Consider the following 14,717-nt stretch of genomic DNA (forward strand, 5'->3'; position numbering starts at 1 on the left):
AGTTGGCAAATTGCTTTTACTCCAGAAAATCTTCTTCTTCATTCTTTGGGCTGTATTTATCAAACAACTTATCAATAGCTCCACCGAAGATGGGGAACTTTTCTTTGGCAAAATTTTTAATCACATCAATAGCAGCATAAGCCTGCTGTTCAGTAAGTCCTTTTGCCATTAAACGGTTGATGAGTTCCTGCATGTGGTTGTTTTAATCTTTTACTACAAATGTTTCCCAGCCATCATAAACGCCATTATGTTTGCCCGCTTCTTTACCCAGGTAAAGCGTCAACCGGGTGATGATAGCTGGCTCCGGTTTATCTGTCCGGTACATTTGTAAACTGTAAGGATGGGTGCGGCCATCTTTCATAAAGTCCAATTTTTCAACCAGGAATTTCTGGTCGGCCACTTTTAAGAAAAAACTTCTACGGTCTTCTTCTGTTTTAAAATACAGCCAATGATCAATACGACGTTCTTTGGTGAGTTTATCCCCTGCTTTGGTTAATTGCAGAATCACTTTTTGATTGGCCATGGATTCTTTGGTTTCATCATTGGGATATAAAAACTGCAGGTAGCGGCTCCAGTTTCTGTCTTCCTGTATTTCAATGATGAATGGGTATTGCGGAAAATAAGTTTTATAATAATCCGCCAGGTATTTCCGCAGCAGCAGTGTATCGTTTACGTAATAATAGTCAGTTCTTTCACACTGGTAGGTAAATGTTCCGGCCAGGATGCGTCGTTTCTTTTTATCAATTAAATCATTAATCCCGTCTGATATTTTGTAAAGTGTTTGAAATTCCTGCGGAGTAGGAAATCCATCCGGCGAACAATCTTTTATTTTTACTCCTGTAATAACAAGGTAGTGAAAGGTTTGAACAGGTGCCTTTTCTTTTAAGGACATATTGAGCAGTACTGATCCTGCACCTCTTTGATAAGAAGCCATATAGGTATCCCATTCTTCTTTCAACTCCTGAGCAGAACTGTTCAGGTACATAAGAAATAAAACAGCAGACAACAATAATTTCATACTGTGAAAGTAATTTGAATTTTTACAAGGACAGAAAGCTTTCTCTTAAATCTTCAATAAAAAACCCGGAACCAGCCGGTTCCGGGTTTGAGTTATATTTTCAAGTGATGTTTTTATGCTACTTTAAGCATACTCAGCTTGCTCTTATCAAACTTGTGCACTGCATAGTCCAGCGTTAAATGAAACTTCTTTTCATCGCTGCCGGGCATTTCAAACATGGCATCGGTTAAAATGCTTTCGCAAATGCTGCGCAAACCACGGGCGCCCAGTTTGTATTCCATAGCTTTTGATACCATAAAGTCATACACTTCCTCATCAATGGTAAGCTCAATTCCTTCCAGGTCAAATAATTTATGGTATTGCTTGATGAGTGCATTTTTGGGTGTTACCAGTATTTCACGGAGTGTTTCAGCATCCAGCGGGTTGAGATAAGTAACTACCGGCAAACGTCCCAGTAATTCAGGAATTAAACCAAAGCTTTTTAAATCCTGTGCATTTACATATTGCAACAGGTTTTTCTTCATGTGCTCCTGTTCTTCCTTATTTACATTAAAACCGATAGCGTTTGTGTTTACACGACGGGCAATTACTTTATCGATGCCATCAAAAGCACCGCCGCAGATGAAGAGAATATTGGAAGTGTTGATCTTGATTAATTTTTGCTCCGGATGTTTGCGTCCGCCCTGTGGTGGCACTAAAACTTCTGTTCCTTCCAGCAGTTTCAGCATACCCTGTTGTACACCTTCACCACTTACATCACGTGTTATTGAAGGATTATCACCTTTGCGTGCAATCTTATCAATTTCATCAATATAAACGATTCCTTTTTCAGCAGCAGCCACATCGTAATTGCACACCTGGAGTAAACGGGTTAAGATGCTTTCCACATCTTCGCCCACATAACCTGCTTCAGTAAACACAGTGGCATCAACAATTGCAAAAGGAACATTCAACAGTTTGGCGATTGTTTTGGCCAGTAAGGTTTTACCGGTTCCTGTTTCGCCTACCATTACAATATTGCTCTTTTCAATTTCTATTTCACTTTCTGTTTTTTGCTTTAAGCGTTTATAGTGATTGTAAACGGCAACAGCCAATACTTTTTTAGCATCATCCTGGCCAATGATGTATTCATCCAGAAACCGTTTGATTTCAATTGGTTTCTTAACTGTTAACTTAAAATTGGAAACGGAAGCATCGCTTTTGATCTGAAGCTCCTGTTGTATAATTTCCTGCGCATGCTCCACACAGTTTTCGCAAATATGTCCTTCCTGGCCGGCAATGAGGATCTTCACCTCATCCCTGTTTCGACCACAAAAAGAGCAATGCAGCATGTTATTCTTTGCCATTATGTTGGATTTTAAGCAGTTTTTTTATCTGGCAAACCGCCTTCAAAGATAGGAAAGGGTTTTTAAAGCACATAGTTTTATAAAAAAGGAGAAGCACGGGCTTCTCCTGTACAAACAGTTGTTACAGCTTTATAATTTATCCAGTATGCCATCTACAATGCCGTAGGCTACTGCTTCCTGTGCATTCATCCAGTAATCACGGTCAAAATCTTTCATTACCTGGTCCAGTGTTTTGCCGCAATTATCTGCTAAGATTTGTGCACCCAATTCTTTTGTTTTGGCAATCTGATTGGCTAATATTTCCAGATCGGCACTGGTACCTTGTGCACCACCAATGCTGGGCTGATGGATCATGACTTCGCCATGCGGAAAAATAAATCGCTTGCCTTTGGTGCCGCCGCTCAGCAAAATGGAACCCATGCTGGCCGCCATACCCATACAAACAGTGCTCACAGGCGAACTGATCATTTGCATGGTATCATACACCACCATACCGCTGGTAACCACACCACCCGGACTGTTGATGTATAATTTTATTTCTTTACCGGGATCAACAGCATCTAAATACAAAAGTTTATTTACGATTTCTTTTGCGGAGTTGTCATGCACCACGCCCCAGAAAAAAATTTTACGTTGCTCTAAAAACTTTTTATTGTAAGGCCCAAATGCTGCTGCTGAAAATTGTTCCAGGGGATTATCTTTCGGCTCATCATCTTCTTCCATCCGAACGGGATATTTCAAATATTGTTTGTTCATTGTTTCAACGATTTTGTGTTGTTCAATTATTGATCTTTTGCTTTGCGGGGATTCATCACCAGCACTTCATCTACCAGGCCATATTCTTTGGCTTCAGCAGCGGTCATCCAGAAATCACGGTCGCTGTCTTCTTTCACTTTATCAAAAGTCTGGCCGCTGTGGAAGGCAATGATTTCATATAATTCACTCTTCAGCTTCTTTACTTCATTTACCATGATCTGTATGTCAGTGGCCTGTCCGCCTGCACCACCGTACGGTTGATGCAGCATAATCCGTGAATGCTTTAATGCGGTGCGTTTTCCTTTGGCTCCTGCACACATCAAAACAGCACCCATACTGGCAGCAATACCAATGGTAATGGTGCTTACATCAGGTGTGATGTATTGCATGGTATCATAAATACCCAAACCTGCATAGATACTGCCGCCCGGACTGTTAATGTACATCTGTATATCACGTGTACGGTCGGTACTTTCTAAAAACAGTAATTGAGCCGTAACAATATTGGCTACATAATCATTGATGGGTTCTCCCATGAAGATGATGCGGTCCATCATCAGCCTGGAGAATACATCCATGCTGGCTACATTGAGCGGACGTTCTTCAATGATATACGGAGTAAGATTGCTCGGGTTGAAATGTGTTTGATAATTGTGCAGGGTGGCGCCGGAAATACCACGGTGTTTCACAGCGTATTTTTCAAATTCTTTATTTAAATCCATAGTTCAAATTTTCGGTTACAAGTTAAGGGAAACGTTTGGAATCGGAATGTTTTCAAATATCATGCAGGGAAAATTTACAGGACAGAAAGGCAGATGAACATTTTAGAATGCAGATTTCAGCTTGCAGATTGCTGGAAATTTATAGAGACTAACAAAATTTGGCAGATTTAGTTTAAAAAATCAAAAGCCCGCTGAATGCTTTCAGCGGGCTTTCTAAATTCGTATTTATCAGCTTGTACTCCGGATTTATTAATGATGATGGTGCTGGTGCTCTTCGTTCATCTTAATGAACTCTTCAGCGCTTACTTCTTTTTCTTCTTTCTGCACCTGTGCTTCAGCCCAGTTAAACACTTTTTCTGTAATGATACGGCGGTAAGTTCCATCTACCTGCTGTTCATCTTTCATCAGGCTTTCTACGTACTGATCCAGCCATTCCAGGTTATCGCCACCCAAACTCATACCACCGAAATAACCCATTACCTGTTGTTTGAAACTTGCTTTCAATTCTTCAGCCGTTACATCCAGGTTGTTTTCAGTTATGATTTTATCGCTGATGAGGGTCCATTTTAACTGGTTTACAAACGTAGGAAACTCAGCCTCTACCTGCTCTGCAGTTTTGGGTTGCTTGTTGCTGTCAGTTTGTGTGCTCAGCCATTTTTTCAAAAAGCTTTGTGGCAATTCCATCTTGGTATCATCCAGCAGCACATGGTATAAATGATGCTGCAACTGGTTGCTGCTCTGTTTATCCCAATACGCCTGAATGTCTGCTTCAATCGCCGCACGGAATTGTTCTTCTGTTGTAATGTCTTTGCCGGGCAGGGCTTCTTTGAAAAACTCTTCGTTCAAGTCACGCTTTTCAATCAAGCCTACTTTGGTGATGGTGAGTTTGAAATGCTGATCAGCATCTTCAGTATTCAATCCCAAATCATTCAATACCCAGTTGCGCTCTTTTTCTTCAAAAGCCTCCTGTAGGTTGATAACGAGGGTGTCGTCTTTTTTCAATCCCTGCAGTTTGGGACGCACCGCTTCAGAAAAATATTTAACGAGGAGTGAATTATCTTTCTTTAAAGCGCCTTCAGCTACATTGCCATTGGCATCACTGGCTTCAAAAGTTAAGTTGAGCACATGCTCGTCGCTGGTAACTGTTTCAGGCTCGGTCATTTTGCCGAAACGGTTGCGCAGGCGCTCCACTTCATCATTGATCATTTCTGCAGTGGCCTTTACTTTGTAGAAGGCAGCTTTTGTTTTGTTGAGATTAAGTTCAAAAGCGGGTTTAAGACCGATTTCAAATTCAAAGCTGTAATCAGCCGGAGTTTCCATAGCCGGACGAAAGTCAGCGTTCGGCAATGGTAAAGGCTGTGCAAATATTTCCAGCTTTTCATTCACGAGGTAATCATTCAATCCCTTTTCAATATTGCGGAGCACTTCTTCTGTAAAAATGCCGGGGCCATACATTTTCTTTACCATACCCGTAGGCACCATGCCTTTACGAAAGCCTGGGATGTTGGCATTCTTGCTGTAGTTTTTTAATGTTTTTTCAAACGAAGGAAAGTATTCGTCTTTTGTAATTGTAACAGTGAGTTTGTCATTCAGCAAACCAATGTTTTCTCTTGTAACTGTTGCCATAGTAACGTTGAAAGGTTTTTAAGTTGAATGGTTTAATGGTGGGCCAAAATGAATTCGTAACACCGGGATTTTTTTGAAGCTGTAAAACACAACTTTTAAACCCTTAAACCATAAAACCTGTAAAAAAGTCCGGATGGAGGGACTCGAACCCCCACACCTTGCGGCATCAGATCCTAAGTCTGACGTGTCTACCAATTTCACCACATCCGGAAGAACTTTGTTTAAAAACGGGCTGCAAAGGTAGGGGGAAAAGGGTAAAAGGGGCTAACTGCAGAAGGAAAAATCAATCAATCCTTTGAAGCCAGCGCTCAAACGCCTGTTTCATTTCTTTGTTGGAATCATAGAAAAACTCAAACACTTCTACTTCAAGAGTTTTTGCCAACTTCTTTAACATTTCAGCATCAGGCACCGTTTCTCCGCTTTCATATTTACTCATTTGACTTTGGCTGATGCCCGCTTCAAAGGCAAGATGTTCCTGTGTGTAATCTTTGAGCAAACGCAATTGTTTAATTTTTTTACCTGGCATAAGTTGGGGTGTTGGGGTGTTGGGGTGTTGGGGTGTTTTATATCATTGTTTGTACTAATCTAATAAAAATGAATTAAACGAATAAAATATTTTTTTAGCTCATATAAAACAACTGAAATGAATAGGAGAACATAATTCTCAAATGGAATTTTACGGTATTATTTTAAACAAAATTATACGGTCATGAAATGCTTAACATTTATACTAGTAATGCTCTTTGCTGTAATAACAGTAAGTGCGAAGGAGACAAAGAAGATTTCAACAAATGCTTTTTTAAAAACTCAAAAGAAGATTCAGGAAGAAAAAATTAACAAAGACAGATTAGTCCTCTTTGAAAGTGATGTTTGCTATGTAGATGCAGTATTCACTCAAACTTGTCCTGATGGTAGGGAAATTGTAACTGGAGCCGCTGCATTTTGGTTCGATTGTGAAACACTTGAATTATTCTATTATTCTTATATCGAAACGGGCTTGAATTGTAATTGATTCATCCTGCAAGAGCTTATTTAACTTGTTAAATTGCCATTTAGCATATATTATTTTGAACCTAAAAATTTTAAAGTATGAAAAAATTAATTTTGTTCCTTTTATTACTTGCTCCGTTTTCTCTTTTTGCAAAGGATTATTCTAAGACATCAGTTTTAAAAACTGATAAAATAATCGTAAGCTTAACTGAAGCTAAACAAAATCTTAAAACAAATGTTGTTAATTTAACAAACACATTGTCAGCTAAAGAGCAACTTATTGAAACTTGTTCAAGCGCCTGGGTTAGCTGGGGTCAATGTCCGGATGGACGAGAATATGTTTCTGGGGTTTTATGGGTAGAATATGATTGTGAAACCAATGAATTATTAAATTGGGGTTTTGAGGAATTTGGTAATCCATGTTAATAGCAAAATGTTAAATGGCAATTTAAAATTATTAGCTATGAAAAGAAATCTTTTTATTGTTCTACTAAGTATAATGACCTTTAATCAAGGGTATTCTCAAACCGATTCTGTTATCGGCTATATCGAATACATTTATAAAGTAGATACTGATACCTCCAGTACTGGTGAAAATCTACAATACACAAAATTCAAATTGTGGTTTGGAAAGGTTTCTGCATTTTCAGGCTCAGAATCTTTGTCAAGCCCGGCTCAAATGTTTTCCGGGAAAAAGACTAAAAGCGTTGAAGATTCACTGAGGCAAATTAAAATGATGGAGAGTGTTGCTGCTGCTATGAAAGAGTCGGCTAAACGTAAAAGGTACCGTCATGCCTCTAATAATGTTTTTGTTAGTACAGAGCAAACCATTGCTCAAAACAGTTACTGCATCTATGATACCATTCCCCGAATTTCATGGAAATTAAAGGAAGACACAATGACCATTTTAGGAATTAAATGCCAGATGGCCGAAGGCTACTTTTTGGGTCGAAAGTATAATGTTTGGTACACACCGGAAATACCATTGCCGTTTGGCCCCGGAAATTTGGGAAACCTTCCCGGTTTAATTATAGAAGCTTATGATGAAAGGAAAGAGAGGATTTATTCAATAGCAAAATTGGAAATCCCTGCAAAAAAAGAAAACATAATGATTATAGAGCCATCCTGTTCGGGAACTAAGGCAATTGGGCGTAATGAATTCAACAAAATTAACAATGAAGAACGTATTGAGATGATGCGACGAAGCAAAGCTGCTTCCAATAATCCAAACTAATGAAGGTGTTTCGTAAATACATTTTCACCATCCTAATTTACTTTTTGAGCCTGTTTGTTATACAGGCTCAAACTGTTTCTACTATTCATGGGGTTGTTTTGGATTCTACCGGAGCCCCTGTAAAATTTGCGACAGTAAAAATCTCTGAAAAGCCGGACGGAATTATAAAAGCTTTTGCAATAGCAGATAGTGCCGGGGTTTTTACTATTGAGTTTGAACCTTTTTCTTCTCAGTTTTTTATTACAGTTTCGGCAGTTGGGTTTAGGAATAAAGTTTTTTCATTGTCAATAGAAAGGATCAAAAACTTTGCTCCCAATAACAGGATTTTTCTTGAATCCTCGGGCAAAGCCCTGCAGGAAATTATCATTAAGGCCGATCCAAAAATCAAGCAAAATGGAGATACGATTTCATTTAAAACGGAAGCCTTTAAACAGGGTAACGAATCCAACTTAAAAGACTTGTTTGAAAAACTGCCAGGATTTAAAGTGTCTGATAATGGGCAATTATCTTTTAACGGTAAACCAATAAGTAAAATATTAATTGAGGGAGATGATTTATTTGGCTCAGGTTACAACAGCTTGATGGAAAACTTATCCGTTGGTGGAATTGAAAAGGTTGATGTTATTAACAATTTTACCGACCAAACTGATATTGTAAATAAAATTACAGGCGGCAAAGAACAGGTTGTAAATCTAAAATTTAAGAGGGCGAAATACTTTAAATCTTACGGTACACTTTCAGGAGCGGGTGGCATACCTTATGATCGCTATGAATTGAAGTTTGACATGGTTGCTTTGGTTCCAAAATCAAAGTGGGTTTTGTTGGGTAACTCAAACTCTATAGGTCGTATTAGCTCTGAGCTTTTACAAAAAGATAGGATTTTACAAATTCAAACGCAGGATAAATTTCAGGGGTTTAAGCCGCCAGCTATTCAATATATTTCTCAAATCAATGAAATTATAAGCGGCTCCATTCCCTCAAGAAGAACAAATTTTAATAACACTCATTTTGCAAGCATTAACTGGCAGGCAAGGCCATCAAATAAATTCTTAGTAACTGGATCGGTTACTGGTAGTAAAGATTTTTACAAGCAAATGCTTTCCAGGAATCAAAGGCAGTTTGCACCAAATGGCATTGTTCAAATTGAAGAAATGTCAGAAATAGCAAGAAATATCAATGTGCTCGCATCTGAAGTTCAATTAAATTATACCATTACCCCGAAGCTGCAATTTATTTCAGAGTCTTCAATCGTTATTAACCCGGGAAATGATCGAACAACAGGAAGTTTTCAACAACAGTCTCTTAGTCAAAGGTTGTCATCTGATAAATTTTTGTTTCAACAGCAGTTAATCATCAACAAATTAATTGATTCTGTTTCAGGAATTAAGGTTCGGTTATATGGCTCAAGAAATACAATAGATCAGCATCATTCAGTTATGCCCCCTCTTTACAGTGGTCTTATAAGCAACCCGGATCTTTATTCTTCATTTTTTCAGAATGCAGGTTTTTTAGCCCAAAATGCAGGGGCGGCTATAAAATATTTCAGAAAGTTTAAACGGGGTGTTGTAAATAATGAGTTGATTTTTTTTTCAGGAATGGAAAGGATGATGTCTGATGTTCTCTTGCAAATTAAAAACAGTTCTCAAACAGACAAACAGAACAATTTTGAGAATCAGCTTACTTTTTCAAGGTTTACTGCAACGAACAGAACAACTGTTTCATACAGCTTTAATCAAAAACTTTCACTTTCAGCCGGAGTATCTTTAATGAAATTAAATTTAAGATTGCGTTATCCTTCATTAAATAGAACGTCAAATTTAAATCAATGGCTCTTATTGCCTTCTGCAAGTTTGTCACAACAATTAAAGAATAATGGACAGTTTTCATTTACATATTCGGCAGGCAATCAATTACCCTTAATTAACCAAATCTATCAGCAAAATGTTTTAAACACAAACCGTGATTTTATAAGGGGAAACTCGGAATTAAATTCAGTTGTAAATCATTCTGCTGTCATTTCTTTCACAAAGAGTAATTTGATTAAAAGTAAATTCCTTTTCTTTTCATCTGCGAATTATTCATCCAGAGGCATCACCTATTTATCAAACAGCATTATCACTTCTTTCTACACAATCAGAGAAAATATTATCACCGACAAACGAAGCAGCGATCTTCTTTTCATATCACGAATTGAGAAGTATTGGAAGCCTCTTCGGTCTAATTTTACTTTTGATGTAACAGCAGGTAGGCAGTATAATTTTAATTTAATTGATGCTGTTTTGTTTGCAAGCAGGAGTACAGCATATAGCTTGTCTTTTCAAATGAAATCGGGATTTGATAAGTTTTTTAATTTTCAAGCAAGGGTAAGATTTTCTGAAACTATTGGACGAAATAAGTCTGAGCAGGCAACTGGAGCCAAGTTTGCTAATCAGCAAGTGAACCCTTCAGCCACACTTGTATTTAGACCCGGCAATAAGACAATTTTTGATTATTCTATTGAAGCTTTAGTTATAAGAGACGCAGTAGGGAATACATCATCTGTTATATTCCATGATTTTAATTTGAAGTATTTGATTAAAAAAGATAAAATTGATATTGCTTTAATTGGGCGTAATTTGTCAAATCAACAGAATTTTATTTTTAGTACAGTAAACCCCTTGTCCGAAACTTCCTCTTTAAACAGACTGTTGCCCAGATTTGTACTACTGCAACTGAATTACAGATTTTAATTATGTTCCTTCCCTTTCCTTTCTCTTGCTTTTCGTAAATTCGTCCTTCTGGACACGATTACAACCATACAGACCTATACGCTTACTCCTGAACAGGAAAAAAAAGAAATCCTGCGGCATTACCGTTCGCTGTTGCGTTCGTTAAAAACCAAACTTAAAAAGGGCGACAAGGAATTGGTGCGTACCGCTTTTGAAATGGCGGCGGAGGCACACAAAACCATGCGCAGGAAAAGCGGGGAGCCCTACATTCTGCATCCGTTAGCTGTAGCGCAAATATGTGTGGAGGAAATAGGTCTGGGCGTTAGTTCCACCATCTGTGCTTTGTTGCATGACACTGTAGAAGACACGGATATAACACTGGAAGATGTGGCCCGTGAGTTTGGAAATGAAATTGCCCGCATCATTGATGGTCTTACCAAGATTGCAACGGTAGTAGATGCCAACAGCAGTCAGCAGGCTGAGAATTTCAAAAAGATTTTATTAACGCTTACCGATGATCCCCGTGTGATATTGATTAAACTGGCCGACCGCCTGCATAACATGCGTACGCTGGACAGTATGAAGCGGGAAAAGCAACTCAAGATTTCCAGTGAAACAGTGTATGTATATGCACCGCTGGCACACCGCCTCGGTTTGTACAATATTAAAACGGAGATGGAAGACCTCTCCATGAAATACCTGGAGCCGGATACGTATAAAGAAATTGCCCGCAAGCTGTCTGAAACGAAGAGAGAGCGGACCCGTTACATCAATGAGTTCATACGTCCGATAAAGGAGAAAATGGAGAAAGCGGGTTTTACCAGTTTTGAAATTTACGGAAGACCCAAGAGCATTCACTCCATCAGCAATAAAATCAAAAAGAAAAGTGTGAGTTTTGAAGAAGTGTATGATTTGTTTGCCATCCGTATTATTATTGATGCGCCGCACGAACGGGAGAAAGAAGATTGCTGGAAAGCGTATTCCATTATTACCGATATGTACACGCCTTCGCCTGAGCGTTTGCGTGACTGGCTGAGTAACCCCAAGAGCAATGGTTATGAAGCCTTGCACACCACCGTGATGGGTCCGCAGGGTAAATGGGTGGAAGTACAGATACGCACCAAGCGGATGAATGAAATTGCAGAGAAAGGTTTGGCAGCACACTGGAAGTACAAAGAAGGGAGCGGTACGGATGAAGATCGATTTGATAAATGGTTTCATAACATCCGTGAAGCGCTCAATAACCAGGAAAGCAGCTCCCTTGATTTTTTACAGGATTTCAAAAGTTCATTTCTTGCCGAAGAAATTTATGTGTACACACCCAAGGGTGATGTAAAAATGCTGCCATTAGGTGCAACAGCCCTTGATTTTGCATTCAGCGTGCATAGTGATGTGGGCAGCCGTTGTATTGGCGCCAAAGTGAATCATAAACTGGTGCCCATTGCACATAAGCTGCGCAGTGGCGACCAGATTGAAATCATTACCAGCAGCAAACAAAAACCAAGCGAAGACTGGCTCAACTTTGTAGTAACAGCCAAAGCCCGTACTAAAATCAAAGATTCGCTCAAAGAAGAGAAACGGAAAGTTGCCGATGAGGGTAAGTATGTGCTGCAACGCAAACTGGAGCAGATGGGCGCTTCTTTTGATATTCACAATGTAGAAACGCTTACGCTTTATTATAAACTTCCTTCGCAGCTGGATCTTTTTTACAGAATAGCCACCAAGGCTATTGATCTGAAAGATTTGAAGGAATTAACGCTCCATGGTGATAAACTCGAACTGCCCAAACCGGCCAAGCCTGTTTTAGAACCCAAACCTGAGTTTGATCCCAATAAACCCATTGCCGCTCCCAAAGATTCTGAGTTAATCATTTTTGGCGAAAGCAGTGATAAGATTGTATACACATTGGCCAATTGCTGCAAACCCATCCCGGGTGATGATGTGTTTGGTTTTGTGAGTACGGGTAAGGGATTGATCATTCACCGCACCAGTTGTCCCAACGCTTCCCGGCTCTTAGCCAACTTTGGTCACCGGGTGGTAAAAACCAAATGGGCCAAGAACAAAGAAATTTCTTTCCTTACCGGTATTAAGATCATTGGTGTGGATGATGTGGGCGTTGTAAGCAAGATCACCAACCTCATCAGCGGTGAATTGCGTTTAAACATCAGTGCCATTACCATTGAAGCCAAAGAAGGACTCTTTGAAGGCAATATTAAAATCTTTGTACACGATAAAGATGAACTGGATGAACTGGTAAACCGCTTACTCAAACTGCCCGGTATTGAAACAGTAGAGCGGTATGATACTGAGCAATAAAATTACTTTTCCACCCTTTTGATATTTCATTTTGCTGCCATTGTGTTTCGCTTAATTTTGCGGCTTCTGTAACAATTAAGTTGATGGGTTTATTAGTTGATTGGTTTTGTACAATGCCCGGCAAGAGATGCCATGAAAACGGAACCATGAAGTGTGCGACGCAAAAACGCCGCCATGAAATACAAAAGACGGTATCAACACAAAATAAAATTCATTTATGGTTGATGTAATTCTCGGGCTCCAGTGGGGCGATGAAGGAAAAGGTAAGATTGTTGATTTTTTTGCACCTGCTTATGATGTAATTGCCCGTTTCCAGGGCGGCCCTAACGCCGGGCATACGCTGTATGTGAAAGGTGAAAAAGTAGTATTGCACCAGATACCCAGCGGTATTTTTCATGAAGGTATTGTAAACCTGATTGGTAACGGTGTAGTACTTGATCCGGTTACATTGAAAAAGGAGTGTGATAAGGTAGCGGCTTTTGGTGTGGACGTTCGTAAGAACCTTTTTATTGCAGAACGTACGAATATCATTGTTCCTACGCATCGTGCTTTAGATAAAGCGGCTGAGCTGGCGAAGGGCGATGAAAAAATCGGCTCCACGTTAAAAGGAATTGGTCCGGCTTATATGGATAAAACCGGCCGTAATGCTTTGCGTGTAGGAGATTTGCTTCGTGCTGATTTCCAGGAGATGTATCAAAAGCTGAAAGACAAACATCAGCAGTTGTTAAATAACTACGGTTTTACAGAAGACATCAGTGAGTGGGAAAAAGAATTTTTTGAAGCAGTGGAATTTGTAAAATCGCTCAATATTGTAAACGGCGAATATTTCATCAATAAGAAATTAGCAGAAGGAAAGAAAATTTTGGCTGAAGGTGCACAGGGCAGCATGCTGGATGTGGATTTCGGCACCTTTCCGTTTGTTACTTCTTCCAATACGATTTCTGCCGGTGTGAGCACAGGGCTGGGAGTAGCGCCTAATAAAATCGGTGAGGTAATCGGTATTACCAAGGCTTACTGCACAAGAGTGGGCAGCGGTCCTTTCCCTACCGAATTGTTTGATGCAACCGGAGAAGAGTTGCGTAAAATCGGTAATGAGTTTGGCGCTACTACGGGTCGTCCCCGTCGCTGCGGCTGGATTGACCTGGTGGCCCTCAAGTTTGCCTGTATGGTAAACGGTATTACACAGATTGTAATGACCAAGGCTGATGTGCTGGATAGTTTTAAGGAGCTGCAGGTATGTACTGCTTATGAAATTAACGGCAAGCAAACGGATGAAGTGCCCTATCAAATGAACAAATTGCCGCTGCAACCCGTTTATAAACAATTTGCGGGATGGAGTAAGCCTGTTTCGGCCTGCAACAACTGGAATGAACTGCCTGCAGAAATGAATGCTTACCTGGATTTTATTAATACCTACCTGGGTGTAAAAGTGACTTATGTAAGTAATGGACCGGGCAGGGATCAAATCATCAGTTCCCGTTAACTTTGAGGTAAAGAAAATTTACCCGAATTTTTTTGGCTATTTAAAAATCTCGTAGAAATTTTACAGTATAACCAAGTGTAACGCTATGGCAAAGTCAATCAAAAAAGCAAGTGAAAAAACGTCTCCTGATGAAGAGACTAAAAAACCTGTATCCAAATCCAAGAAGCAGGAAGAAGATGATGAAGAGGATGATGATTTTGATATGGATGATGAGCCTGTTGTAAAAAAAGGCGCTAAGGCAAGTGCATCTAAATCCAAATCAAAAGACGATGATGAGGATGATGAGGATGCAGATGAAGAAGATGATGACTGGAACAAGGCTGATGAGGAGGACGATTATGATCCTGACTTTGATGAATTTGATATTCCCAAATCAAAGGGCAAGAGTGTTGGTGGAAAAAAGAAAGGTGGTGATGATGACGATGATTTTAAAGTGGATGAAGACTTTAAAGAGTTTGATTCTTTTGGTGGCGGTGGTGATGATTTTGATGATGAGGATGATGATTTTTAATACAACA

Annotated in this window: 14 protein-coding genes and 1 tRNA gene; 7 read left to right on the forward strand and 8 right to left on the reverse strand. The window is 39.5% G+C overall.

Going from position 1 to position 14,717, the window contains the following annotated elements:
* Positions 1-16 precede the first annotated feature (16 nt).
* The 8 genes from PDL71_RS04970 to PDL71_RS05005 form a co-directional block, all read right to left on the reverse strand.
* Positions 17-193 carry a hypothetical protein gene (locus PDL71_RS04970; RefSeq protein WP_407526189.1) on the reverse strand — a complete coding sequence of 59 codons (177 nt, stop codon included), beginning with the start codon at positions 191-193 and terminating at the stop codon, positions 17-19.
* Positions 194-202: 9 nt separating this feature from the next.
* On the reverse strand, positions 203-1,018 hold the full coding sequence (locus PDL71_RS04975) for a DUF695 domain-containing protein (RefSeq protein WP_407526192.1): 816 nt from the start codon (positions 1,016-1,018) through the stop codon (positions 203-205).
* 113 nt (positions 1,019-1,131) lie between these two features.
* Complete coding sequence (clpX, locus tag PDL71_RS04980; protein WP_407526195.1) at positions 1,132-2,364, reverse strand: ATP-dependent Clp protease ATP-binding subunit ClpX; 1,233 nt, start codon at positions 2,362-2,364, stop codon at positions 1,132-1,134.
* Positions 2,365-2,493: 129 nt separating this feature from the next.
* Complete coding sequence (locus tag PDL71_RS04985) at positions 2,494-3,120, reverse strand: ClpP family protease (RefSeq protein ID WP_407526197.1); 627 nt, start codon at positions 3,118-3,120, stop codon at positions 2,494-2,496.
* Between the two features lie 26 nt (positions 3,121-3,146).
* Positions 3,147-3,842: a ClpP family protease gene (locus PDL71_RS04990; RefSeq protein WP_407526200.1), complete on the reverse strand. Its 696-nt coding sequence runs from the start codon at positions 3,840-3,842 to the stop codon at positions 3,147-3,149.
* A 249-nt stretch (positions 3,843-4,091) separates the two neighbouring features.
* Positions 4,092-5,468 (reverse strand): trigger factor, encoded by a 1,377-nt coding sequence (tig, locus tag PDL71_RS04995; RefSeq protein ID WP_407526203.1) that lies wholly within the window; start codon positions 5,466-5,468, stop codon positions 4,092-4,094.
* 128 nt (positions 5,469-5,596) lie between these two features.
* Positions 5,597-5,678, reverse strand: a tRNA-Leu gene (locus PDL71_RS05000).
* Positions 5,679-5,751: 73 nt separating this feature from the next.
* Entirely contained in the window at positions 5,752-5,994 is a 243-nt protein-coding gene (locus PDL71_RS05005) for a helix-turn-helix domain-containing protein (protein WP_407526205.1), read from the reverse strand.
* 183 nt (positions 5,995-6,177) lie between these two features.
* On the opposite strand from PDL71_RS05005, the gene PDL71_RS05010 reads away from it, so the two are divergent.
* The 7 genes from PDL71_RS05010 to PDL71_RS05040 all read left to right on the forward strand — a co-directional run bounded on the left by PDL71_RS05010 (position 6,178) and on the right by PDL71_RS05040 (position 14,710).
* Positions 6,178-6,480, forward strand: a complete 303-nt coding sequence (locus PDL71_RS05010) for a hypothetical protein (RefSeq protein ID WP_407526208.1) — start codon at positions 6,178-6,180, stop codon at positions 6,478-6,480.
* A 77-nt stretch (positions 6,481-6,557) separates the two neighbouring features.
* Complete coding sequence (locus tag PDL71_RS05015; protein WP_407526211.1) at positions 6,558-6,884, forward strand: hypothetical protein; 327 nt, start codon at positions 6,558-6,560, stop codon at positions 6,882-6,884.
* 37 nt (positions 6,885-6,921) lie between these two features.
* On the forward strand, positions 6,922-7,692 hold the full coding sequence (locus PDL71_RS05020; protein ID WP_407526213.1) for a GLPGLI family protein: 771 nt from the start codon (positions 6,922-6,924) through the stop codon (positions 7,690-7,692).
* A 44-nt stretch (positions 7,693-7,736) separates the two neighbouring features.
* Positions 7,737-10,421 carry a TonB-dependent receptor gene (locus PDL71_RS05025; RefSeq protein ID WP_407526216.1) on the forward strand — a complete coding sequence of 895 codons (2,685 nt, stop codon included), beginning with the start codon at positions 7,737-7,739 and terminating at the stop codon, positions 10,419-10,421.
* Positions 10,422-10,553: 132 nt separating this feature from the next.
* A complete protein-coding gene (locus tag PDL71_RS05030; protein ID WP_407526219.1) occupies positions 10,554-12,716 on the forward strand; it encodes a RelA/SpoT family protein in 2,163 nt (720 codons plus the stop codon).
* Positions 12,717-12,933: 217 nt separating this feature from the next.
* On the forward strand, positions 12,934-14,199 hold the full coding sequence (locus PDL71_RS05035; protein ID WP_407526222.1) for an adenylosuccinate synthase: 1,266 nt from the start codon (positions 12,934-12,936) through the stop codon (positions 14,197-14,199).
* A gap of 85 nt (positions 14,200-14,284) precedes the next feature.
* Positions 14,285-14,710, forward strand: coding sequence for a hypothetical protein (locus PDL71_RS05040; RefSeq protein WP_407526225.1), 426 nt, complete (start codon positions 14,285-14,287; stop codon positions 14,708-14,710).
* The last annotated feature ends 7 nt before the right edge of the window (positions 14,711-14,717 follow it).

Source organism: Lacibacter sp. MH-610 (assembly GCF_045780045.1).
Lineage (GTDB): Bacteria > Bacteroidota > Bacteroidia > Chitinophagales > Chitinophagaceae > Lacibacter.